Source organism: Paraburkholderia sp., from assembly GCF_028283785.1.
GTDB lineage: Bacteria > Pseudomonadota > Gammaproteobacteria > Burkholderiales > Burkholderiaceae > Paraburkholderia.
Genome location: NZ_JAPWKB010000014.1, coordinates 217,458 through 241,895, shown reverse-complemented (window position 1 = coordinate 241,895; position 24,438 = coordinate 217,458). Strand labels below are relative to the sequence as shown.

At 62.8% G+C, this 24,438-nt stretch carries 18 protein-coding genes; 7 read left to right on the top strand and 11 right to left on the bottom strand.

Annotated features, from left to right (window positions below; translation table 11 throughout):
* Window positions 1-19: 19 nt before the first annotated feature.
* The 3 genes from PW947_RS17075 to PW947_RS17065 all read right to left on the bottom strand — a co-directional run bounded on the left by PW947_RS17075 (window position 20) and on the right by PW947_RS17065 (window position 4,945).
* A complete protein-coding gene (locus tag PW947_RS17075) occupies window positions 20-2,260 on the bottom strand; it encodes a TonB-dependent receptor (RefSeq protein WP_299633523.1) in 2,241 nt (746 codons plus the stop codon).
* Window positions 2,261-2,505: 245 nt separating this feature from the next.
* Entirely contained in the window at window positions 2,506-3,234 is a 729-nt protein-coding gene (locus tag PW947_RS17070) for a response regulator (RefSeq protein WP_299633522.1), read from the bottom strand.
* Window position 3,235: 1 nt separating this feature from the next.
* The gene (locus tag PW947_RS17065; RefSeq protein WP_299633521.1) at window positions 3,236-4,945 is read right to left on the bottom strand and encodes an ATP-binding protein; all 1,710 of its coding nucleotides are present in this window, start codon (window positions 4,943-4,945) and stop codon (window positions 3,236-3,238) included.
* Window positions 4,946-5,110: 165 nt separating this feature from the next.
* On the opposite strand from PW947_RS17065, the gene PW947_RS17060 reads away from it, so the two are divergent.
* Complete coding sequence (locus PW947_RS17060; protein ID WP_299633520.1) at window positions 5,111-5,542, top strand: hypothetical protein; 432 nt, start codon at window positions 5,111-5,113, stop codon at window positions 5,540-5,542.
* Window positions 5,543-5,610: 68 nt separating this feature from the next.
* Here the strand turns inward: PW947_RS17060 and PW947_RS17055 are convergent, their stop codons facing one another.
* Entirely contained in the window at window positions 5,611-6,426 is an 816-nt protein-coding gene (locus PW947_RS17055) for a response regulator transcription factor (RefSeq protein WP_299633519.1), read from the bottom strand.
* Window positions 6,427-6,870: 444 nt separating this feature from the next.
* On the opposite strand from PW947_RS17055, the gene PW947_RS17050 reads away from it, so the two are divergent.
* The 6 genes from PW947_RS17050 (at window position 6,871) to PW947_RS17025 (ending at window position 14,070) form a co-directional block, all read left to right on the top strand.
* The gene (locus tag PW947_RS17050) at window positions 6,871-7,659 is read left to right on the top strand and encodes a DUF481 domain-containing protein (RefSeq protein ID WP_299633518.1); all 789 of its coding nucleotides are present in this window, start codon (window positions 6,871-6,873) and stop codon (window positions 7,657-7,659) included.
* A 239-nt stretch (window positions 7,660-7,898) separates the two neighbouring features.
* Complete coding sequence (locus PW947_RS17045; protein ID WP_299633517.1) at window positions 7,899-8,273, top strand: hypothetical protein; 375 nt, start codon at window positions 7,899-7,901, stop codon at window positions 8,271-8,273.
* Window positions 8,274-8,410: 137 nt separating this feature from the next.
* Window positions 8,411-10,762 carry an FdhF/YdeP family oxidoreductase gene (locus PW947_RS17040; RefSeq protein WP_299633516.1) on the top strand — a complete coding sequence of 784 codons (2,352 nt, stop codon included), beginning with the start codon at window positions 8,411-8,413 and terminating at the stop codon, window positions 10,760-10,762.
* Window positions 10,749-12,182: a cytochrome ubiquinol oxidase subunit I gene (locus PW947_RS17035; protein WP_299633515.1), complete on the top strand. Its 1,434-nt coding sequence runs from the start codon at window positions 10,749-10,751 to the stop codon at window positions 12,180-12,182. Before PW947_RS17040 ends, PW947_RS17035 begins: the two co-directional genes overlap by 14 nt.
* Before the next feature lie 37 nt (window positions 12,183-12,219).
* Window positions 12,220-13,209 carry a cytochrome d ubiquinol oxidase subunit II gene (locus PW947_RS17030; protein ID WP_299633514.1) on the top strand — a complete coding sequence of 330 codons (990 nt, stop codon included), beginning with the start codon at window positions 12,220-12,222 and terminating at the stop codon, window positions 13,207-13,209.
* Between the two features lie 12 nt (window positions 13,210-13,221).
* Window positions 13,222-14,070, top strand: coding sequence for a hypothetical protein (locus tag PW947_RS17025; protein WP_299633513.1), 849 nt, complete (start codon window positions 13,222-13,224; stop codon window positions 14,068-14,070).
* Here PW947_RS17025 and PW947_RS17020 read toward each other — a convergent pair.
* From PW947_RS17020 to PW947_RS16990, 7 genes are all read right to left on the bottom strand, one after another.
* The gene (locus PW947_RS17020) at window positions 14,027-14,659 is read right to left on the bottom strand and encodes a sce7726 family protein (protein ID WP_299633512.1); all 633 of its coding nucleotides are present in this window, start codon (window positions 14,657-14,659) and stop codon (window positions 14,027-14,029) included. The genes PW947_RS17025 and PW947_RS17020 overlap by 44 nt on opposite strands.
* 74 nt (window positions 14,660-14,733) lie before the next feature.
* Complete coding sequence (locus tag PW947_RS17015) at window positions 14,734-15,102, bottom strand: DUF3331 domain-containing protein (protein ID WP_299633511.1); 369 nt, start codon at window positions 15,100-15,102, stop codon at window positions 14,734-14,736.
* Window positions 15,103-15,209: 107 nt separating this feature from the next.
* Window positions 15,210-16,181 carry an AraC family transcriptional regulator gene (locus tag PW947_RS17010; RefSeq protein WP_299633510.1) on the bottom strand — a complete coding sequence of 324 codons (972 nt, stop codon included), beginning with the start codon at window positions 16,179-16,181 and terminating at the stop codon, window positions 15,210-15,212.
* Window positions 16,182-16,328: 147 nt separating this feature from the next.
* A complete protein-coding gene (locus tag PW947_RS17005) occupies window positions 16,329-21,953 on the bottom strand; it encodes an ATP-binding sensor histidine kinase (RefSeq protein ID WP_299633509.1) in 5,625 nt (1,874 codons plus the stop codon).
* A complete protein-coding gene (locus PW947_RS17000) occupies window positions 21,950-22,306 on the bottom strand; it encodes a response regulator (protein ID WP_299633508.1) in 357 nt (118 codons plus the stop codon). Before PW947_RS17000 ends, PW947_RS17005 begins: the two co-directional genes overlap by 4 nt.
* A gap of 110 nt (window positions 22,307-22,416) precedes the next feature.
* Entirely contained in the window at window positions 22,417-22,602 is a 186-nt protein-coding gene (locus tag PW947_RS16995) for a LuxR C-terminal-related transcriptional regulator (protein ID WP_299633507.1), read from the bottom strand.
* A gap of 59 nt (window positions 22,603-22,661) precedes the next feature.
* Window positions 22,662-24,275 carry a winged helix-turn-helix domain-containing protein gene (locus PW947_RS16990; RefSeq protein ID WP_299633506.1) on the bottom strand — a complete coding sequence of 538 codons (1,614 nt, stop codon included), beginning with the start codon at window positions 24,273-24,275 and terminating at the stop codon, window positions 22,662-22,664.
* Between the last annotated feature and the right edge of the window lie 163 nt (window positions 24,276-24,438).

Below are 24,438 nucleotides of genomic sequence, written 5' to 3'. Positions count from 1 at the left end.
TTTCATTGTCGAATGACGCTCAGAAATCCGTCGTCAGCGACAGCCATGCGGTACGCGGCGCCGCTTCCGTCAGATAGCCGCCCAGCGCCGACGACCAGTACGACCGGTTTGCGACGTTCGTCACCATCAGACGGAACACGGTGTCGTGTTTCGCGATCTGCGTCTTGTAGCGCGCACCCACGTCGAAACGCGTCCATGCAGCGACCGGCATCGTGTTCGCTTCGTCCAGATACTGCTTGCTGGTGTAGATCGCACGCGCCATCAGCGTCACGCCTTGCAGTTGCGGCAGGTCGTATTCGACGTTCGCGTTGGCCGTCCATGCCGGCACGCCGATCGGATGATTGCCGTCTTCGGTGCCGCTGTTGGTGTCTTCCAGACGCGCATCGATAAACGACACGCCGCCGATCAGACGCAAGCCCTTCATCGGCTCGCCGTACGCGGACAGTTCGACGCCGCGATGACGCTGGATACCGTCGGCGCCGTAGATCATCGTGGTCGCGTCGGTGTAGGCGACCTGCTGCTTGATCTGATAGACCGCCAGCGCCGCGCCGTAGTTGTTCGCGTCGTACTTGATACCGGCTTCGAGCTGCTTCGCGCGGTACGGCGCGAGAATCGCGTTCGCGTTGGCCGCCGTGCTCGGCGCAGTGCCGCCTTCGGTCAGGCTTTCGCTACGGTTCGCATACACGGACAGGTTCGGCAGGATCTTGTAGACCGCGCCGAAGATCGGCGTGGTCGCCGATTCGTTGTACGCGGTGCTCTGCACGCCGGTGCCGTAAGCGTAGCCGTTCTCAAGGATGTTCTGGTGACGCACGCCGGCCGTGAACAGGAAGCGGTTGCCGAAGAAGCCCATCGTGTCCGACAGCGCGACGCTGCGCATCAACGATTCCGACACCACGCCCGGGTTGTCGAAATCGCCGGCGCTGTAGTAGCCGGCCGGACGCGCCGCCGCCTGCGTGTTGTACAGGCTGGTCGAATAGGTCGCGCCGAAGTCGTACGCGCTCTTCGATTCGACGCGGTTGACCAGCGCCGCGATATTGACTGCATGGCTGACCGGACCGGTATCGAACTTGCCGCGCAAGCCGACTTCGCCCGATTGCGCGTCCTGCTTGTACGCCGTGCCCATCCGGTACGCGGTGGTCGCGCCGTCGGTGCCGTAGCTGGGCGACGCGTAATCGCCGTGTTCGTCCGAGTGACGCACGCCGCCCGACACATACGCGGTCCAGGTCGGCGACAGATCGTATTCGGCGCGAATCATCCCGACCGTGTCTTCCAGCGACGTATACGACCACGACTGGCCGTAGTTCGAGGTGGCCGACGGTGCGGTCGGAATGCTGTCGCCGGTCACGTAGACGACCGGACGGCCGCCCGATACGTGCTGCTTCTGATAGATGAAATCGCCGAACACACGGAACTTGTTGCCGCGATAGTCGAGCGCGATCGCGGTCTGCTGCGTGTGGCGCTTTTCGCCGTCGATGCTGGTTTCGCCGCCTTCGACCGTCTGGTTGACGCGAATCCCGAACTGGTCGTTATCGCCGAAACGACGGCCCACATCGACGTGCGTGCCGAGTTCGCCCGATGCGCTGCCTTCCAGCGTCACGCGCGTCAACGGCTTGTCGGCCGCGTACTTGGTTTCGAGGTTGATATTGCCGCCGACGCCCGAGCCGCCCGGCGCCACGCCGTTCACGAACGCATTCGCACCCTTGAAGATGTCAACGCGCTCCAGCGCCTCGGTCGCGACCAGCTGACGCGGCGTAATGCCGTAAAGGCCGTTCAACGCAACGTCGTCGCTATAAACCTCGAAGCCGCGAATGATGTAGTTCTCGGAGAAGTTGCCATAACCGTACGCGCTGCGCACCGCCGGATCGTTCGCGACGACATCCGCGAGCGTGTGCGCCTGCTGGTCTTCGATCAGTTTCGACGTATAGCTCGTCACCGAGAACGGCAGATCGATCACTTTCTGCTGACCGAGAATGCCGACCTGCGCGCCCGTCGCGACCTGGCCGCCCGCGTATGCCGGCGAAAGATCGCCGGGCAGCGCCTGACGCGCTGCTTCCACATTGACCGTGGGCAACACCGTGCCGTCGTTCGACGCGGCGTTCTGGGCGGCGGCGCTGGCCGTCGATGCGCTGCTTGCCGCGCTGGCCGATGCCGCGGCGGCGGAGTCGTCGGCGCGTGCGTTGATCGCCACGCCCGCAAGCGAAACGGCAGTAAGGGAAAGGACGTGACGCGCGGCAGCCGCGAGCAGGGATACGCGCTGCACAGGCAGCCGCGAACGACGGGAACGGTTCATAGGTGACGAAAGAAAAGCAGGTTGATAGCAGCCACAGCGGGTCTACGACGAGACGGTGGCGGTCTCGTGCTGCTGGGCGTCCCGGCAGCGCAGACGGGATGCTACACATCAAATGAGAATTATTCTCGTGTTGAATTCCTGCAATTTCTTACTTTCAAACATTACAACCGACCCGGAACACGGGCGTTTGCGCGCACAACTACTGCAATCGCGGCTTAGAGTTCGAGCCGGTAGCCGACGCCGTAAACCGACACGATCGGTTCGCTGTCGGGACGCACCTGCTGCAGCTTCTTGCGCAGATTCTTGATATGGCTATCGACGGTGCGGTCGGTGACGATGCGGTGATCTTCGTAGAGATGACTGAGCAGATAGTTGCGCGGAAAAATCCGGCCCGGCGTCTTCATCAGCAATGCAAGCAGACGTAATTCGAGCGGCGTCAGCTTGAGTTCCTTGCCGTCGAGCAGCGCAAGATGGAACTGCTCGTCCACTTCCAGCCCGTTCGATGTTTTCAGCGCGCTGCCCGATGCGACGGCCGCGCCCGCATCGGCCGCCAGGTTCGATACCGGCGATGCGCGTCGCAGGATCGTCTTGACCCGCGCCACCACTTCGCGCGGACTGAAGGGCTTGCAGACGTAATCGTCCGCGCCGACTTCGAGACCGAGCAAGCGGTCGATCTCGTCGATACGTGCGGTGAGAATGATCATCGGCAACGCTGAAAACTGGCGCAATTCGCGGCAGATATCCATGCCGTTACGGCCGGGCAACATCAGGTCGAGCAACATCAGCGACGGCGGCGTCGCGCGAATAAACGGCATCACCGCGCGGCCGTCGGCGATCACCGTGGTGGTGAAACCGTCGAGATGCAGATAGCCCTCCAGCACGGCGGCCAGCTTGGGTTCGTCCTCGACGATCAGAATATGCGGCGTGTGAGCGTCGGTCGTCACATCAGACTCCTTCGGACGGGAAATGCGCGGTGATCCAGACGCCGCCCAACGGCGACGGCCGGGCATCGATCCGTCCACCGTGCGCGGTGACGATCGCGCGGCACAGCGACAGCCCGAGACCCGCGCCGCCGCTTTGACGGCTGCGCGATTCGTCGACGCGATAGAACCGCTCGAACAGATGGCCGAACGCGGTCTCGGGCACGCTCGGCCACGAATCCTGCACGTCGAGATGCCAACCGTCGTCGCCATGCTGCAACGACACGCGCACCTGTCCGTTGGGATCGGTGTAGCGCAGCGAATTTTGCAGCAGGTTCTTCAGCAACTGGACGAAGCGCGCCGGATCGACCGCGAAGGTCGCCTGCTCGACGCTCTGTGCGCAGTCGAAATCGAGTGAGAGGCGCTTCGTCTTGAACGACTCGCGCATCGAATCGATCGACGCGCGCGCGAGTTGTCCCACCTGGGTCGGCGTCTTGCGATAACTGAGTGCACCGACATCGCTGAGCGACAGTTCGTACAGGTCTTCGATCAGCTTGTTCAGCATGTTCACTTCGGTTTGCAGCGACCCGAGCGAATCGCGATCGAACGCATGCACGCCGTCTTCGATCGCTTCCAGTTCGCCGCGCAACACCGCGAGCGGCGTGCGCAATTCATGCGAGATATCCGCGATGAAATCGCGCCGGGTGCGTTCCGCGCGATGCAGCGAATCGGCCAGCACGTTGAAGTCGCGCGCGAGACGGCCGAGTTCGTCGCGACGGCCTGCCGGCACCCGCGTCGTGTAGTCGCCGCCCGCGAGACGGTGGGTCGCGTTCATCAGCCGCTTGACCGGCGCGAGCACGATCCGCGCAAGCACCAGCGCGACCAGCGCCGCGAGCACGACCGCGAATCCGGCGATCTGCCACGTTGCGCGCATCTGCTGCGCCTGAAACGCGATGTCGGCGGCATCGGACAGCATGTCCGGTCCGTTGGTGGACAACCAGCCGACAATGCGGCCGCTATAGAGCACCGGACGCATCTGTCCGTCCGGACGCGGCTCGCTTTCGCGCGCGGTGGTGGCGATCAGATGATGATTCACGTCGAACAGCGTGACGGGCGGATGACCGGGCGGCTCGCCGGGATAGAAGTCATCGTGCGGCGGCGGCAGCGGAAACGGCGGACGGTCGTCCGCGTCGCCACTCACCGACGACGAAGGCCGCTCATGCCCCGGCACCATCACCGGACCCGACGACGTCACCGGCACGGACGGCGGCAACGTCGGCAGGCGCATGCCCCAGTGCGGCCCTTCGGACCGGCCGGACAACGGCCCAAGCAGTTGCTGGACGCTGGTGCTGCCGGGAAACGAATTCCAGCTACCCGGCTTGCCGACCTGTGCGGCGGCGAGTTCCTGACGCAAGGCTTCACGCGTCGCCGCATTCAGCAAGACCGGCCATGCGTCCGGATGTTCACGCAGAAAATCCCAGCTGCCGTGCGCCGCATATTCGCTGGTGACTTTGGCCTGAACCGCGCGAATGCGACCCGCGTCGCGCTCGCGCACGTAATGCAGAAAGCCGTTCTCGAAACTGACGCGTACCGCATAACCCATCGTCAGTGAAATAGTCAGGCATGCGATCAGTACCGCCAGGAACATCTTCCAGGTGATACCGAATCGAAGCGCGATGTGAAAACCGGCGCGCGCCCTCATACCGCGCGTGCGCACGCGCAAAGGGAGGGCCACGGCGCGGTGGTCCGTCGGGTATGAGGGGTCGAACTATGCATGGGCGAATTCTAGTTGATTGATACACGTGAATCACCGCGTAACCATCTCCACATCTTCTCCATTCTTTCTTCGCGGAGTCTGCTCGCTGTCTGCGTAGCATGGTGTGGATTGACCGGAGACCGTTTGACGCGGCTACACGCTGAAATAATCGGAAACACCCGTCAAAAAACAGATGAATCGGCAACGGTTCGCGATCCAGTCCACTTCCAGCGCTCCATCACTTTCATCATGCGTTTTCTTATCCTTGGTCTGGCGTGCATATTGTTTTGTTATCCTTCGGTTCGATGCGGCTCTGGCCCTCAGCCCGATAACCCTTTCGACGACGACACGCTCCATCGGACCGGCAATACGGGCTATACCGGCGAAGACCTGAAGCGCTGCATGCCGTGCGTTCACTATGCGTCGGGCATGCGGCCGGTCGTGTCGGCGGATTTTCATTACGGCTTCGGCGGATTGCTGGCCGCCGCCACCGATCTCTATCCCGACTACATCGATATGGCCGACGCGGCGATGACCTTGCCAATCACGCGCCTCGCACTTTCGTCGACGCGTTAAAAAAGCCGCGCAACCGGAGGTTGCGCGGCTTTTTTTATCCGCGAGGCCGGTAGCGCACCGGCCTGGGTTCACACCCGTTCGTGATCCACGCGTCCCATCGCCGGACTCAACTGCGCCGGATTCATCGGCGACGCGTGAAGCCGCGATACGTCGGCGCCATCGTGATCGGATGTCGTCGCGTCGGGTCTGTCGCTCGATGGCACGAACATATAGCCGCGTCCGCGCAAGGTCTGGATCAAACGCGGCGCGGACGGATCGTCTTCGATCACCGAGCGCAAACGGCACACCGCGACGTCCAGGCTGCCATGTTGCGTCGCGCTCTTGCCGAGCTGACTGTTGACCATCGAACGCGTCAAGACCCGCATCGGATTGCTGGTAAAGATTTTCAGCAACGCGAATTCGCTGGAACGCAGCGCGATATCGCGGCCATTTTTCACCAGCCGACGCGCGGCGAAATCGACCTGAAACTCACCGAACGTGACGCTGCGGCGAATCTCCGGCGCATCGAGAAGTGCATGACTGCAGCGCTGCACCGTGCGCCGGATGCGTGCGGTCAGTTCACGAAGATCGACCGGATCGACGATGTAGTCATCCACGCCGAGTTCGAACGCGACGATCTTGTCGACCACGTCGTTCGACGTGCTGCGCACGATGATCGGCATATCGTAGCCCGCAAAACGCAAGCGCCGGATCGCGCTGCGTTCGTCGAGCATCGGTGCTTCGGCGCGCAACAGAATCGCCGACGGACATTCGAGTTCGACGCGACTCACGAGTTGCGTCACGCCATACAGCACCGACATCTCGATCTGGTTCTGCTGAAAATGCGCACGCAGCTGATCGCGAATCTCTTGATCCGGCTCGACGACAAGTAGACGGACAGTCATAAATCGGGCTCCACTCTTTACCTGGAGATCCGGTTTCGTTGCGACGACGCGGACACTTTTACCTGCCTGCTTCGCGCGCTTCCCACCAGACCATGATTCAAAGCATCGTGATGACCGATGCTTCGACGATGGCGAATAGTAAGAAAGAAAGACGCAGCAACGATGAGGAAATTGAGGAGATTGTGTGGAGGCCCCGCCCACGCGCGAAGAAGCGCGCATCGGGGCCACCCAATGCATGCGTCGACGCGCACCGGAAAGAATGGGTAAGGAACATAGACCGCCGATCGCTATCCAACGGGCTGACTCGCGCAACCCGGGCTTCGTGGTCACGCCACGTGTGATGGTCCAGGTTCGCGACGTTGTAGTGCGCCCCGGCGTCTTCGCCATCCGGTTCTGTCTTCTCTGCATACCGGATGTCCTCCCATCATCCCTTCACTCTGGATCATGAGTTTGAAAAACACGCGCGCTCTACCTCTTCTCTTCCCTCTCGCGTCCCTCGCTCTCGTTTGCGAACCCGCATGGGCCGAAACCGTCGCGGTTCCCACCGACACGGTCGTCAAAACCGATAACGCCTGGCGCGGCTCGATCAACGGCGGCGTCAGCGCCGCGTCCGGCGATACGAGTTCGGTAAGCGTCAACCTCAGCGCCACGCTGGATTGGGCCAGCCCAACCGACAAGTTCACGTCTGCTTTGACCGGCCTTTACGGCACCAGCACGTCGGACGGCACGAAGTCGGTGTCGAATAATCTCGTCACGTTAAACACCGAGTACGACCACGATCTGTCCGATCGCGTCTATGCGCTCGGGCTGTTCAACGCGAAGCGCAATGAACTGCAGGACCTGAACTTTCAGGCGTCGGCGGGCGGCGGCTTCGGCTATCACGTGGTCAAGACTGCGCCCACCCTGTTCGATGTTTACACGGGTCTGTCGTACAACTACGAGCAGTACAAGGAAGGCTCGCGCAACTATCCGGAGTTGCTGCTCGGCGAAAACCTGGTGCAGAAGATCGGCAGCAAGTCTGCGTTCAACGAACGCGTGTCGGTGTATCCGAACCTCGGTTATCTCGGCGACCTGCGCACGCAAGTGGATCTCGGCCTGACGACCGCGATCAACGATCACTTCCAGTTGAAGATGACCTTGTCGAACAGCTATCAGAATCATCCGCTCAACGGCGTGAAGAAAGTCGATACGGTGTTTATGACATCGATCGGTTATACGTTCGGTCCGAAATAAGCCGAACGCGATTCGCGTGCGATGACGTCATGGCGCTGACACCGTGTCGCACGCGAGCGCCCGGCACTATAAAAAACCTCCCCACCCGAAGAAGTCCCGGCAAATTCGAAACAGACCGTGCGTCGCTGAAAAGCCCGAACCGCACCGCCGCCGATACTGCGTCATCCCCGACCGTTTCCACTTGCGTCTGCCGTTCTGTCAGCCGGTCAGTCGGGAACCTGTTTCGGGAGATTCCTGCAATGAAAGCACTCCGCATCACGCGGCCGGTCCGCGCGTCGGCCATCGGTGCCGCGTCCATCGCCTTGGGTTTCGCAATCGGCATCGTCAACGCGCCGGGTATCGCGGACACTGTGTCGCGCGTCGGCGGCGATATGCAATTGCCGCTCGAACGCTTCGCGACCGATCACTCATCCGGTGATTCCGCCGGCATCGCCACTCACGTCGCCGTCACGGGTTGCAATACGTGCGGGCCATCGGCCACCGCATCGCAACCGGACCCGCAAGGCTTCGACACCACGCGCCTGCACCCGCGCGACCCACGCGTGCATGCGCATCGACTGCGCGCGAACCCGGTCGATCGAAGCGCGATCACGGATATGAAGCACTGGACCTGACACGTCGTCCGTTGGTACGACGCGTCGTGCGATTCGACAACCATCGGGCATTTGTGTAAGCCCGCACCGCCGATCGCGCCGATCATCGTTCCAACGGTCCAACCCGGACCGGCAAGGTACGGGACAAGGACGCGGACATGGCCACCAGAAAGGACATTCGGATCTACAGCGAACCGGCCGGCGGCTGGGGCGCGCTGAAGGCGACCGGCGAAGCGCTCGCGGTGCAAGGCATCGCGGTTTCGGGCGCGAAAACGCTGCTGCATATGAATCAGCCGCAAGGCTTCGATTGCCCCGGCTGCGCGTGGCCCGATCCGAAGCACACGTCGTCGTTCGAATTCTGCGAGAACGGCGCGAAAGCCGTGGCGTGGGAAGCGACGGCGATGCGGTGCACGCCGGATTTTTTCGCAGCGCACAGCGTGTCCGAACTGACCGCGTGGGACGACTACGACCTCGAAATGGCCGGACGTCTGACGCATCCGATGCGTTATGACGCCGCGTCGGATCGCTACATGCCGATCGAATGGGCCGATGCGTTCGCGTTGATCGGCGCGCATCTGAACGCGCTCGATCACCCCGATCAGGCCGATTTCTACACCTCGGGCCGTGCGTCGAACGAAGCCGCGTTTCTCTATCAACTGTTTATCCGCGAGTTCGGCACCAATAACTTTCCCGATTGCTCGAACATGTGCCACGAAGCCACCAGCGTCGGCTTGCCGGAATCGATCGGCGTCGGCAAAGGCACGGTGTTGCTCGAGGATTTCGAACAGGCGGACGCGATTTTCATCTTCGGCCAGAATCCCGGCACGAACAGTCCGCGGATGATGAGCGATCTGCACGCGGCGTCGCGACGCGGCGGCAAGATCGTCTCGTTCAATCCGTTTCGCGAACGCGCGCTGGAACGCTTCGCGTCGCCGCAAAATCCGGTGGAAATGGCGACGCTCGGCTTTACGCAGATCAGCACGTTTCTCTATCAGGTGCGCGTCGGCGGCGATGTCGCGGTGCTCAAAGGCATGATGAAAGCGATCGTCGATGCCGACGACGCCGCGCTTGCCGCCGATCAACCGCGCATCCTCGACATCGAATTCATCGAAGGCCATACGCATGGCATCGACGCGCTGCTGGCGGATCTGCGCACCACCGGATGGGACGCGATCGAGCGTCAGTCCGGCTTGTCGCGCGCCGACATCACGAATGCCGCGACCCTCTACATGAACGCGAAAAACGCGATTCTCGTCTACGGGATGGGACTCACGCAGCACCATCGCGGCACCGAAAACGTCCAGCAGATCGCGAATCTCGCGCTGCTGCGCGGCAATATCGGACGACCCGGCGCGGGCGTGTGTCCGGTGCGCGGGCATTCGAACGTGCAGGGCAACCGCACGGTCGGCATCACGGAAAAACCCTCGACACAGCTGCTCGACGGCATCGAGCGCGCATTCGGCTTTCGGCCGCCCGCCGCGCACGGCCGCGATGTGGTCGCGACTATCGAAGCGATGATGCGCGGCGACTCGAAAGTGTTTATCGGCCTGGGCGGCAATTTCGCGGCGGCCGTGCCTGACTGGGTTCGCGTGCAGGCGGCGATACGCAAGCTGAACCTGACCGTGCATATCGCGACCAAACTCAATCGCAGTCATCTGGTGCACGGTCGCGACGCGTTGATTCTGCCCTGCCTCGGCCGCACTGAAATCGATATTCAGGCGGACGGCCCGCAATCGATCACCGTCGAGGATTCGATGTCGATGGTGCATGCGTCGGCGGGTCGCAACGAGCCCGCGTCGCCGCATTTGCTGAGCGAACCGGCGATCGTCGCCGGCTTCGCGCGCGCGACGATGGGTCCGCAATCGCATGTGCGGTGGGAGGAAATGATCGCGGATTACGACCGGATTCGCGACGCGATCGAAATCGTGTTTCCCGCGTTTCAGGCCTATAACGCGCGGATTCGCGTGCCGGGCGGCTTTCATCTTGCATCGACAGCGCGCGACCGGATCTGGGCGACGTCCACGGGCCGCGCCAATTTTCTCGTGTTCAAAGGCCTCGACGAAGATCCGCATCAACACGATCCCGACGCGTTGTGGCTCACCACGATGCGCAGCCACGACCAGTACAACACGACGCTCTATTCGCATTCGGACCGGTATCGCGGCGTGTTCGGTCAACGCGATGTGGTGTTCATGAACGCGCGCGAACTGAAAAAGCGCGATCTGCATCCGGGCGAACGCGTCGATATCGTGTCGCTGTCGACGGACGGAATCGACCGCGTGATCCGCAGTTTCAAGGTGATCGAATATTCGCTGCCGGACGGCTGCTGCGGCGCGTATTACCCGGAAGCGAACCCGCTCGTGCCGCTCTATGCGTACGACCAGAAAAGCCGCACGCCGTCGTATAAGTCGGTGCCCGTCAAGGTGGTGACGGCCGCCGCGAACGGTCCGGATTCCGCCACGCGCGCGGTCGTGATGCCTGCTCAGGAGATGCATCGTGCACATCAATGACGTTCTCGACCTGTCGCGCGCGCAGTTCGCGATGACCGCGATTTTCCATATTCTGTGGCCGATCCTGACGATCAGTCTGTCGGCGTTTCTGGTGCTGGTCGAAGTGCTCTGGCTGAAGACTGGCGATGTTCTGTATTACCGGCACGCGCGATTCTGGAGCAAGCTGCTGGTGCTGAATTTCGCGGTCGGCGTGGTCAGCGGGATTCCGATGGAGTTTCAGTTCGGCACCAACTGGGCGGGGTTTTCGAAATACACCGGTCAGTTCATCGGCAATATTCTCGGCTTCGAAGGCGCGATGGCGTTCATGCTCGAAGCAGGGTTCGTCGGCGTGATGATGCTTGGTTGGGGGCGCGTGTCGCGCCGCGTGCATCTGTTCGCGACCTGCATGGTCGCGCTGGGATCGAGCCTGTCCGCGTTCTGGATCATGGTCGCCAATTCGTGGATGCAGACGCCTGCCGGTTATAGCGTGATCGACGGCAAGATCGTCGTCACCGACTACGTCGCGGCAATCTTCAATCCGGACATGGTGTGGGGCGTCACGCATATGTGGGTCGCCGCGATCGAGACCGGCATGTTCGTGATCGCGGGCATTTCCGCGTACATGCTGCTGCGCAAACGCAGTGCTGATTTTTTCGTCCGCTCGTTCAAGCTCGCGCTGACGGTGCTGGTCGTCGTCGCACCGTTGCAGATCTGGCTCGGCGACGCGAGCGGCGGCAGCGTGTTCGCGACGCAACCGGCGAAAGGCGCGGCGATCGAAGGACACTGGACCACCAATGCGCCCGGCACCGGTGCGTCGTGGTCGCTGCTGGCATGGCCGAACCGCGATGCACAGCGCAACGACTGGTCGATCGAAGTGCCGGGCATGCTGAGCATTCTCGGCACGCATTCGTTGCACGGCGAGGTCAAGGGTCTGAAGGACTTCGCACCGGCCGATCAACCGCCGATGCTACCGCTTCTCTACTACGCGTTTCGGGTGATGGCCGGGATCGGCTTTGCGTTTATGGGGCTCGCGTTCTGGACCGCATGGACGTTGCGCAAAACGCGCGGCGCGCTCGACGCGTTGCTCGCGCAGCGCACGTTGTTGCTGGCGTGGGTGCTGTGTATTCCGCTGCCGTATGTCGCGGTGGAAGCCGGATGGATCGTGCGCGAAGTCGGTCGTCAACCGTGGGTCGTCTATGGCTTGCTGCGGACGCGCGATGCGGCGTCCACGGTCGCGGCATCGTCGGTCACACTGAGCATGGTGATGTTTTTCACGTTCTACGTGGTGCTGATCGCGACGTTCTTCGTGCTGGCACGCAAGTGGTTGCGCACCGGTCCCGACCTGACGATCACGCCCGCTCCGTCTCCGTTGTCCGCTCCCGACGTGACGCGCGAGGCAAGCGCGGACGCCCGTGACCGCGTCGATGCGACCGAATACTGAACCCGTCCTTCTGGATCCTGAAACGTGAGGTTGTCTCATGGAAAATTCCGTTCACTCGATGCTCGCCGTGACCTGGTTCGGCCTGATCGGTTTGATGCTGGTGATTTACGTCGTCACCGACGGCTTCGATCTCGGCGTCGGCATTCTGAGTCTGTTGACGAAGCGGCGTTCGGATCACGACGTGATGATCGAATCGATCGGTCATGTGTGGGATGCGAACGAGACGTGGCTGGTGGTACTCGGCGGGGCTTTGTTCGGCGCGTTTCCGCTCGCCTATGCAACGCTGCTTCAAGACCTGTATTTGCCGGTGATGGCGTTGATTGCGGGTTTGATCATGCGCGGCGCCGCGATCGAGTTTCGTCATAGCGCGACGCACGGGAAGGTGTGGGACGCGGTGTTTGGAACGGGCAGTCTGGTCGCGGCCGCGTCGCAAGGCGTGATACTCGGAACGGTGATTACGGGTTTCGTGCCGGGGCCGCTAAGCGTGATTTTCATCGTCATTGCGGCAATCGGCGTGGTGGCCGGCTATGCGTTGCTCGGCTCGACCTATCTGGTGGGCAAGACCGTCGGCGCGATCGAACAATGGTCGCGGCGCATGGCGTTGTTGAGCGCGGTGGTGACGGTCGGCGCGGCGGTGTTGCTGACCGCGGCGACGTGGTTGTATAGCTCGGTGGGTCACGACCGCTGGTCGCAACCGCACGTGTTTCATCTGTTGATGGCGCTGGGTGCGTGCGCGGCGTTGTGTTTCGCCGTGGTCATGGGGACGCTGTATCTGGGCAGTTCGACGATACCGTTCCGGGCGTCGGTGGCGTTGTTCCTGATGTCGTTCGTGGGCCTTGCCGTGAGCCTGTTTCCCGATTTCGTGCCGGGCAAGATTGGAGTCGTTCAGGCGGCATCGGATTCGCCGACACTGGTGTTTATGCTCGTCGGGATCGGCCTCGTGTTTCCGGTGATGATCGGCTACAACCTGTATCAGTATTTTATTTTCCGGGGCAAGGTGGTGGGACGGGCGGAGATGGGGGAGTGAGGGGGTTGGGGTTTGCGGGTTACGAGTGACGAATATTTTCAAAAAAACACAAATAATCAACGACCGATTTGGGTACGCGCGAACGACGCAAATGCAATCCCGGTCGTCGGTCTGGACCGCGATGCGGACTATATCGTTGCGGTCGCCGCGATCGCGGCAGTTGATGGCAAGGGCGCATGCATCCGTCTGGTCGTAGACGACTTTACGCCTGACCTCAGCACCCGCATTGCGGCACTGCTGGGACAAATCGGTCTAGGCACCCACGCATGTGATCTGATAATCGACTGCGCGGAAGACGTAGCATCATCGGCCACTGCTCAGGGCCTCGTGTGGAAGGCACTCCTGGACCAACTGCCGGCAATGAATGAATGGCGTAGCCTGACGGTCGCTGCGGCGGCCTTTCCTGCCGCACTTCCCGCTGCGGCTTACAGGCCTCACGGCACGTCGCCGCGATCCGACTGGCTTGGCTATAAAGCCCTGATCCGCATGCTGCCAAAAGGGTATAGAAAGCCGACATTCAGCGACTATGCGGTTGCACATCCCCGCACAGAATTGATGGACCCGCGAATGCTCGATCCCAACGCGAAAATAAAATATACGATCGACGACGCCTGGTTCATTGCGATGGGCGTTCAGGTCAAGAAATTTGGTAGAGCGCAATACGCCGATGTATGCAGGATCATCACCCATGCCACGCCGCCGATTTTTTATGGAGCGGCCTTCTCATACGGTGACGAATATATCGACGAGTGCGCAAATCGCGGCGGAAGCACGGGCGGCGCATCGACATGGCCGACGGTTGCCAGTAATCACCACATCACAAAGGTAGTGAGTGACGTCGCCAGTTTGAACGCTGTTTAAGTGTGCTCCTAACCTGAGAACGCAGTTCCGCCAACGGCAACAGCCGCGCAAGCAACGCATAAAGCTCCGCGCGGCTTCCCCTCAGGTCTTTCTTGGTCACGTCCATCGCGGCGAGAATTTCAACCGCTTCATTTCGCCACAGCAAATGCGCAACGTGAAATGGCGAAACACCGGGATTGGATACAGCCGATCGTTCACTTTCGACGTAAACGGCCCCGCGCACGCCCGTGCTTGTCACTTTGATCCCCCACCAATCCGGCAAAAGCCGTTTAGCGGCGTCCAGATGACGCTCACCGACAACGAGTGTCGCCCGGTCTAGCGCCCGGGAGTAGATCTCGATCTGCTGAGGCAGACGTGCAAGCGTGTCGGCGTCGCTTTTCAATTCGTAACCATGAATTGAGCCGTTGATGACGGCGATGTCAACGCGGCAGGCGCCGTGTTCAAGTCCCAGTTCGTCCAACACCAGTACGGCCGGATCCGCAATATGGTCGGCAAGGACCTTGCGCCGGACGGCAGCCCGCACGTCGCGATCGCGCGTCAACGCCGGCTTACGGGATGATGGTGTCTTGGTCGGCGTCGTCACAGCCACGGTTCGCTCCTCGAATACGTCGCGAATGTTAACACGGCGCAATCTCGCCCGGCGCTGTTCCGCGGCTACCTTTGTTATACCGCCCTCAACACCACCGCCAGCACCATCGCCCCCGCATTCAGCGGCGCCGGCCGACTCGCGCGCGGTCTGAACACCGCGTCGCCGACGCGGATCGCGCGGCCGCTCATCGCACACACGCCCGCCACGCGCGCCCGCGCCGTGTGCCATACCTGATCGCCATACGAACAGCGCGTCGGATCGCGCCACGACAGCGTCGCCGTCGTCGCCGAAGGCCGGTCGATCACGTTCACCGCTACGTTGAAGCGCTCGCCCAGCACCGGCAGGCGCGACGGTTGCGGTCGCGCTGCGCACTCATCCGGCGGCGACGACAGCCAGCCCACGGTCTGCATCCACGGATCGGTCGTGTTGATGTTCGTCAGCATGCTGCGGCTCCTGAAAAAGAGAAATCGGACCAGCCATCGACATAACGGTCACCCTCGCCTGACGACGCAGAAAGGCATCGCTGACGGCGAGAAACGACTGGATGTGCTTATCGTTCGACATGTGCTTTTGTCCTCCAGCAATGCGGCGTATCGCCGGTAAAACGCTTGAACACCGTCGTGAAATGCGCCTGCGAGCGAAAGCCGCAACTGAGCGCGACATCCAGCACGTTGTGCGGCGACGTGCGCAACAAGCTCTGCGCATGCTCGATCCGGCGACGCAACAGATACTCGTGCGGCCGCATTCCCGTCGCCCGACGAAACTGCGCGGCAAAATGCATCCGCGTCAGCCCGGTGCTTTCGGCCATTTCGGCAAGACCGATCGGCTCGGCTAGATGCGCATCCACGTAATCGATCGCGCGGCGCACGCGCCAGGCAGGCAACGCAGCGGCATCGCGCGACTGCGCGGGCGCTGCCGCGAACTGCGTCGCGACCAGCCGCGATACGATCGCGAGACTCACGCTGTCCGTGAACACCTTGCCCAGGGCCGCGTCGTGTGTCTGCGATACCGCCAGCGCCTGACCGAGACGCTCGATCGCGGGATCGCGAATCAGCCGCGCTTCGGACAAGGCCAGATCGCCGTTATGACGCCGGTCGAACAGGTCTTCGTAGCATTCGTGCAGCACGGACTGCGAGACGAACAGATGCAGCACGTCGCTCGACGATTCGAAGCGCGCGCCGGTCGCGACGCCGGGCGTCGTCACCTGCACCGCGCCCGCTGTCACGCGGCCGCTCACCAGCGTCCGTCCTGCATGGACGAAGGTCAGCGACGTGGATTTAAGATTGAGCGCGACGCAATGCAACGCATCGCTGCCGGGATTGACTACGTCGATCGGGGTGTCGTCGTGACGGGTCCAGCGCGATACCGTCACGCTGGGCAGTCGCGCAGAAACCAAAGCAGCCGACACGTCGGGATGGCCCGGACACCGCCACTGCCGTTCGAGATCGACGGGATCGATCGCCGGCTTGCCGGCACGATGGGCAACTACCAGCGCGGGATACGCAAGGGACTCGCTAGTCATGATTGTTCTGTCCGAAACGATGAGGAAGCGGCACAGTCAATCAGGGGCGCCGCGATGACTCAAAGTTATCCGAACGGACTTTCAGCCACTAGCCCTACATAGGCGTGGCCGTCGCCGTCAATAAGTCTAGGCGACTCATACCAAGGTTTAACCGGGACTAAACGGCGCGTGGTCGGCGGCGGGCAGCGTGAATTCGAAGACGGTTCCGGCGGGCTGGACGGACGCGGCCGTCAGCGTGCCGCCGTGCGCCTCGATAATCGACCGGCAGATCGCCAGCCCCATGCCCATGCCGCTATCTTTGGTCGTGAAAAACGCATCGAAAATCCGCGAGGCGATCTCGGCGCTGATGCCCGACCCGTTATCCTGCACCGACACCACGACCGATCCCCGTCCGTCCAGCCGCGACTTGACGCTCAGCACGCGCTGTCGCGGATCGAGATGGCTCATCGCGTCGGCGGCGTTCATAATCAGGTTGAACAACACCTGCTGCAATTGCACGCGGTCGGCGAGAACCGGCCGCTCCGACCGGAGATCGAGCCGGACGGCCAGGCTTTTCTGCTCGATTTCCGCCGCAGCGAGCACGAAGGTTTCGCGCACCACGCGATCCACGAAGGTCGGGACGAAACTCGGCCGCGACTCCTTCGCGAGCGACTGCAACGCCCGGATGATATTGCCCGCGCGCTTGCCGTCCTTGACGATGTCGCGCAAGCCCGCGAGCGCCTCCGGAATGTCCGGCACCGGGCGGTTCAGCCAGCGCACGCCCGCGCTCGCATTCGACACGATCGACGCCAGCGGCTGATTGATCTCATGCGCAATCGACGCCGCCAGCTCGCCCATCGTCGTCGCGCGCGACGCCCGCGCGAGTTCGATCTTCGCGTTTTGCAGCGCCAGTTCCGTGGTGTGGCGTTCGGAGAAATCCGTCACGACGCCGACGAAACTGCTGACGCCCGACGGCTCGCCCAACACTTCGAGATGCTTGATCATGCCGTCCGGCGTGACGACGCGAAACGCGTGCTGAAACGCGATCCGTTGCTGCGCAGCGTGTTCGATCGCGTCGCGATAGGCCGCCACGTCTTCCGGATGAATCCGCTCCAGAACGGCGCTGGTGTTCGGGCATCCCGCGTCGCGCTGCACGCAGAAGACGTTGTACAACTCGTCGGACCAGTAGCGCTCGCCGGTCGTGCTGTTCCAGATATAGCTGCCCGAACGGCTGATTTTCTGGCCCAGCGCGAGCGCTTCCTCGCTCATGCGCAGCGCCTGTTCGGTCTGCTTTCGACGCGTGTTTTCGTCGACGAGTGCTTCGTATAGCCGCGCCGTTTCCAGCGAAATCGCCGCCTGCGACGCGAGCAGTTCCAGCACCGACGTGCGGCTCGACGTGAACACGCCCGCCGTCAGGTTGTTCTCCAGATACAGCACGCCGGTCGCATTGCCCTGCTTGACCAGCGGTAGACACAGCACGGACCGCGCCGGACGGCTCGCGAACGCGATGTCGAACGAAAAACGGCCGTCGCTTTGTGCATCTTCGACCACCACCGGCTTGCGCATGCGCATCGCCGTGTAGACGATCGACAGCGGCACGGAATCGGCCGCGACCCGTTCGCCGGCCAGCGTCACGTGTACGCCTGTCGCCTCTTCCTGGCCGTGCGCTTCGAGCACCGGCACATCGTCATCGAACAGGATCAGCATGCCGCGCTGCGCGCCCGCATGAACGATGGCGAGCGTCACCAGCGTGCGGATCAGTCTGTCCGGCACCATCTCTTCCGACAGCGCCTGCGACGACTTCAACGCCGACAGCATGTCGAACTGTTCCTGCGCGGCGGGAATCTCCACCGACGGCCGCGCACGCGCGGGCCATGTCATCGCCGGACGGGTCGGCCATGCGGCGCTTTCGGCGCGCTCGATGCGTTCAAGCTGTTCGACCTTGGCCAGTGCGCCCCACCGCGTGTACGCGGCAACCGCGCTGCGGCTATGGTGACGCGCGGCGCTGGGCAAGCCGTTCGCCTCGCAACACCGCGCCGCCAGTTCGTGCGCGAGCGCATTGCAATGGTTGAAGCCGTGTTCCGCGGCCGCCGCGGCCGCCTGCTCGTACAGCGACAACGCCGCCAGCGGCGCACCGTTCAGCCGCGCGAGTTCGCCTTCGACCAGCAGAAATTTGTCCCTGAACGTGTCCGGATTGATGGCCGCCCAGCCGCGCAATCGCGCCAGATGCGGCTCGATTCTCGCCAGCGTGGTCGCGACGTTGTCATTCCCGGTGCAGCGCTTCGCGTGCGTCAACGCGGAATAAAAGTGATAGTCGAGCAGATGAATATGCGCGGGCGTCGCCCAGCGCGATTCGCCTGCTTCGTCCAGGCAATAGGCGGCGTGAGCGTATTCGCCCTGAAAATAGCAGGACACGCCTTTGAGCAGCCACAGCCAGAATCGCAGCGACGTTCTCTGCGTGTCGAGCAGACGGGATTCGAACGTGATCCGGCCATTCACGAGATGCCCGAACGTGCCGGGAATCGTCGACACGCCGGTCAGGCTTTGCACGAACCGCTTCTGCAACGCGAGCACGTTCTCGGCGTCTTCGAAGCGGATGCGCCGCGCGAACGCCAGGCCGACGTCGATCTCGCGGTCCACTTCGTCCAGATGCGTGCCCTGGATCAGCAGGTCGGACACGATGTGATTGCACGCATAGCAACTCATCGTCGGATCGGCGCCGGGACGCGCGGAGTCGAATGCGTCGCGCGCCGCCTTGAGCGCATACGACAGCGGCTGCGTCCACACGCTGACCTGATCGAGGGCCACCAGCGTGCTCGTCGCGACCGCCCGATAGCCGCGCTGCGCGACCAGCGTTTGCGCGACGCGCGAGTACTCGAAGCCGTCCGCGTAACCGTCGAAAAACTCCGCGATGTACACGCCGAACCACGCGAGGCAATGCGCGGATGCAGCCGTGACGCCGTGATCGACGGTCAGCTGGACCATCCGGCACAGATCGATGAACGCGAGCCGTTCGTTGACGAACGACGCCGGCGCGAACAGGCTCGCCAGCAGGTTCATTTCGGACTCGATCACCGCGTCGCGCATGGGCGGCAATGCGGCGAGCGACGCAATGCTGCGATCGCCGAGTGACGCGCGCAATCGCCCGTAGGCGCGATCGACGTCGGTCGCGTCCGGATAGCGCGGCAGATCCGTATCGAACAGCTCGATGCCGTCGAGCGCGGTGTCGACGGCTGCCTCGTAGCTGGACAGATGCTGAAGCATGTCCACTTTCAGCTTGAACACCGGCGCGCGCGCCAGCACCGGCAACGGCTGACGCAGCAGCTTTTCGATATGCATGCCGGCCGCCCGGAAATTGGCGTGCAGGATGTGGCACTGCACCTGCAGGAGGCCGGTTTCGTAGCCGAGCGTCGTCGTATAGTCGTCGCCGCTCGCATCGAGCAGATCTTGTGCGACCACCAGATAATTCAGCGCGGACTGGATCGCGACCGCTTCTTTCGCGAGACGCGCGGCGTCCAGACACAGGTTCGCGAAGCGCTGGGTTTCGTCGGCGTCGAGACGCCCGAGCGCACCCGCCGTCATCGCGCGGTCGATGTGATACGCGATCTCGAACGCGGATTTTTGCGCGGACGTCTGCAGGTCGGCCAGCAGGATACGCGCGATGCGCGCGTGCTCGATGCCGCGCGTCTGCGCATCGGTCAGCGCATACGCGGCTTCCTGCACGCGGTTGTGCGTGAACGCGAAACCGGTGCGGTCGGTGACGATCAATCCGGCATCGACCGCCGGTTGCAGGCGGCGGTCGAGATCGCTCTCGTTGCTGCGATCGACGCGCGCCAGTGTAGTCCGGTCCACCCGCCGTCCCATGAATGCGAGGTGGCGCAGCACGGCCTGCGCGTCGCCCGGCAACCGCGACACGCGCGCGACCATCAGGTCCACCACATTATCCGAGTAGTGATAGTCGCCGATCCCCGCCAGATCCCACGTCCAGCCACCCGCGCCGCTGTCGTAGCGAATCAGTTGGGTATCGGCGAGCGCGAGCAGTAGCTGCTTGACGAAAAACGGGTTGCCGCCGGTCTTGTCGTGGACGATCTCCGCAAGTTCGAACGCGCGTGCGGAGTCGCAATGCAGCGCGTCGGCCAGCAATAACGCGACGTGCGCCGGATCGAGCGGCGCGACGTTCAGATGGGTGATTCGCGTGGCGCCATCGGGCAGCGAATCGAGAAACGCGGTGAAGCGCGGCGATCGTCTGGCCTCGTTGTCGCGATACGCGCAGATCAGCAGCACATGACGGATATCGACCGACGCGACGAAACCCGCGATGAAATTCAGCGTGGCGTCGTCGAACCAGTGAACGTCGTCGAAAAACAGGATCAGCGGATGCTGCGCGGTCGCGAACGCGGAGATCAGCCGTGTCAGCAACGCCTGAAAGCGCAATTGCGCGTCGAGCGCCGGAATCTCCGGCACATCGGGCTGCGCCCCGACCACCAGTTCCAGCTCGGGAATAAAGCTGACCAGCAGCTTGCCCTGCGACGCGAGCGCGTCGCGCAACACGTCGCGCCAATGCGCGAGTTCCCGTTCGCGCTCGCCGAGAATGCGCTGGAACAGCGACCGCACCGCCTGCATCAACGGCGCGTACGGCGCATTGCGGCCGTACTGTTCGAGCTTGCCGGATGCGAATAGCGTCGGCGTTTGCGCGGTCGCGCGATGCACGCTGCGAACCAGCTCCGACTTGCCCACGCCCGAATAACCCGACACGAGGATCAGTTCGGATACCGACTGCTGCGCATTGCGCCGGAATGCATCGAGCAACGCGTTGTATTCGCGCGAACGGCCGAACAACCGGTGCGTGAGCGCGAGATTGCGGACGTCGTCTTCGGCGGCGGGTTCGAACGGCGCGATGTGCTGGGTTTCGTTCCAGTCGGCGAGGCAGCGCCGCAAATCCGCTTCGAGACTCGACGCGCTCTGATAGCGCGCGGCGGGATTCTTTTCCAGCAGCTTCAGCAGAATCGACGCCAGCACCGGCGGTACCGTTGCACGCATGCTGCGCGGATCGGCCGGTTGTCGCGCGACGTGGTTATAGACCCATTCCACCGGATCGGCGGCATCGAACGGCAATTGCCCGGTCAGCAGTTCGAACAGCGTGACGCCGAGCGAGTACAGGTCGCTGCGTTCGTCGGCGTGACGCTCGGCGCGGCGCGCCTGTTCGGGCGACATATACGCGAGCGTGCCGTACAAGGTATCCGGCGTTTCGACATGCGCATCGGCGGGCAGCGCGGCCTGAGCGCGCACGCCGAGCAGCCGGATCGTACCGTCATCGCTTTCGAGCAGATGGGTCGGTTTGATATCGCGATGCAGGATGCCGCGCATATGCGCGAGGCGTAACGCGCGCGCCGCGCCCACCGCGATGCGAAGAAAGCGCGCGACCGGCAGATTGCCGTCGGCTGCGTGATGGAGCAACGCGCCGCCAGGGTCTTCGCACACCAGAACCGGACCCCGCGACAGGCGCACCAGCGCGACCGGCCGCACCGCCCACGCGGGTTCGAGTTTGGGAGCAAGCGCCAGTTCCTGCTGCAAACGGCGCACCACGGTGTCGGACGGATGATCCGTCGCGGTGACGATCAGCCACGCATGCGCGCCGTCCGGCGTCGATGCGCGATACCGGACGATATTGCCGTCCACGAGCAGCGCTTCCAGCACGAGCGTGTCGAACCACGACTGATCGAAATGCGGATTGGCGCGGGTGTCGGCCGGTGGTGGGGATGCGGTGAAGTCGAATTGCGGCGGCGCTGTCAATGCGCCGCTCCCTTGCGGCCGATCGCGAGTTCGATCGAATCGAGCAGCACTTCTTCCGCGAACGGTTTGCGCAGAAAACCGACCGCGCCATGCAGCATCGCGCGGCGGAGCACTTCGTCGTCGCCGTGCGCGGACATGAATACGATGGGGATATTCCGGTGTTCCGCGTTGAGTTGCCGCTGCACTTCGAGACCTTGCATGCCTTGCATCTTCAGATCGAGCAACACGCACAACGCATCGTCGACGACGGGTGATGCGAGGAAATCCTCGCCCGATGAAAACGACACGGTCGCATAACCCACGGCCTTCAGCAGGTTCCCAAGACCGCTTCGTACCGATGCGTCATCATCCACGATGCAAACAAAGCTCATAGCTGCCAATACTCCCATTGCGCCGACGTGATGTCAGATGAAAAAACCGGCGCGATATTCATGCCGTGTCCGGACGGCTCGTGTCCGCGACGTCAGGTGCGAAGGACGACGTCCCACATCTTCGACAGTTCGATAAGCGTTTTTGCCTGCATCTTGCTCATCACCCGTCCTTTGTGAACCTTGACCGTGACTTCCTGCGTGCCCAGTTCGTGCGCGATCTGCTTGATCATCCTGCCTTGCACCGCCAGTTGGAAAACTTCCCAGGGTCCGTTCCGCACCGTTTTCCACTTTCTCCGCCCCGCTTCCAGCGCGCGTTCCGTGTCTGCGCCACTCGCCGTTACGACGATCCGGCCGACGCCGTCACACGTGCGTGCGACATCGCCGCCGCGCTGAATCCCGGTGCGTACACGTGGCCGTAAAGCGGTACGACATAGGCTCGTTTTCTCGCCAGCACCGCGTCGGCTTCGTCCGATTCGTAGAGCTTGCGCAACGCATATTCGCGGGTCGTTTCGAGCAGGAAGTACTCCTTGACCTTGCTGTCGAACGTCGTCGTGATCAGGCATTTCGACGCGAGTCCGACGATCGCTTCCGTCACCTGGGCCGACGTCAGCCGCGCGCAGGTTGCGATCGCGCACGCGGCATCCAGTTCGAAGCGGGTCGAAAACACACTGAGCCGGCGCAACACGATGCGCTCGATCGGACTCAGCAGCCGGTAACTCCAGTCGACCGTCGCTTCGAGCGTCTGTTGACGCGGCGGCGCAGTGCGGCGGCCGCCCGTCAGCGAGCGGAAACGGTCGTCGAGTTCGGTCAGCAGCTTGCGGATACCGAACACGCTCGCGCGCGCCGCCGCGAGTTCGAGTGCGAGCGGCACGCCGTCGAGACGACGGCATATGGTCGCGACCATGTCGATGCTGGCGCGATCCAGTGTGAATTCCGTATGCAGCGTGTTCAGCTGTGCGAGAAACATCTGCACCGCGCTGCACGCGAGAATGGTCTGCGACGTCGCACCGGACTCCGGCGTATCGAGCGGCGCGACCCAGTAGACGCGCTCTTCACGGGTGCGCAACGGCTCGCGGCTGGTGGCGAGAATGCGGAGGGTCGCGCTGGCCTGAACCAGCACTTCACACACCGTCGCCGCCGATTCGATCACGTGCTCGCAGTTGTCGAGCACCAGCAGCAGATCGCGATCCTTGATCGCGGCGACCAGCGTGTGGATGGAGATGTCGTCGTGCCCGGCGAGACCGAGTGCCTGCGCGACCGTGCCGACCACGCTGTGCGCGCTATCGACCGATGCCAGCGCGACGAAACACACCTCGACGCTCGACGCCGCCGACACCGCGCGCGCCACGGCGATCGCGAGTTGCGTCTTGCCGATACCGCCGGGGCCGAGCAACGTAACGATGGGCGTCTTTTGCAACGCGTTGCCGATATCGACGATCGTGCCGTCACGACCGATCAGCGGCGCGTGTGAGATCGGCAGGCCGTTCGGGCGCGCGGCGTCCGGCGATGCGGTGCTGGCGGCGAACGTGGAGTGAGCGGATGCGGCGTCGCCCGGCAATGCGGGCTTTGCGGCGATGGCCGCGATAGCGGACTTCGCGTACGAAACGAACGGCGCGGATGCGTCCGGCGCGGACGGCTTCGGTGTTGGCGTCGGCGCTGCCGGCGACGGCATCGCGAGACGGTAGCCGCGTCCGGAGATGGTGCGGATCACGTGTTTGTCAGCGCCGAAAATCTTCCGGAGCGCGGACATCTGCACATGAATATTGTTTTCCTCGACGATCGACTTCGGCCACACCTGCCGGAGGATATCGTCCTTCGTGACGGTGTTGCCGCCCGCGCGAATCAGCAATTCGAGGATATCGAACGCACGCGAACCGATTTGCAGCGGCTCACCGTCGATATGCGCTTCGCGCATTTCCAATGACACCGAAACCTGACCGATTTTAATCATGCTGAACTGACGCCCTGGTTGATTAGCGGAACACGCACGCTTTCGGGACGCCGCGTCGCTGCACAGTCGCCCTCACAACCATGGTAGTCGGGTCAAACCTTTGAAACCATTATCCATTGATATACCGCCGCCATACCCAACGCAGCGCGCGGGATGACGCGGC

Coding starts and splice junctions, on each gene's coding strand:
- PW947_RS17045 (WP_299633517.1), top strand. CDS start 7,899: ATGAAAGCACTCCGCATCACGCGGCCGGTCCGCGCGTCGGCCATCGGT.
- PW947_RS17015 (WP_299633511.1), bottom strand. CDS start 15,102: ATGCTGACGAACATCAACACGACCGATCCGTGGATGCAGACCGTGGGC.
- PW947_RS16990 (WP_299633506.1), bottom strand. CDS start 24,275: ATGATTAAAATCGGTCAGGTTTCGGTGTCATTGGAAATGCGCGAAGCG.
- PW947_RS17010 (WP_299633510.1), bottom strand. CDS start 16,181: ATGACTAGCGAGTCCCTTGCGTATCCCGCGCTGGTAGTTGCCCATCGT.
- PW947_RS17055 (WP_299633519.1), bottom strand. CDS start 6,426: ATGACTGTCCGTCTACTTGTCGTCGAGCCGGATCAAGAGATTCGCGAT.
- PW947_RS17040 (WP_299633516.1), top strand. CDS start 8,411: ATGGCCACCAGAAAGGACATTCGGATCTACAGCGAACCGGCCGGCGGC.
- PW947_RS17030 (WP_299633514.1), top strand. CDS start 12,220: ATGGAAAATTCCGTTCACTCGATGCTCGCCGTGACCTGGTTCGGCCTG.
- PW947_RS17050 (WP_299633518.1), top strand. CDS start 6,871: ATGAGTTTGAAAAACACGCGCGCTCTACCTCTTCTCTTCCCTCTCGCG.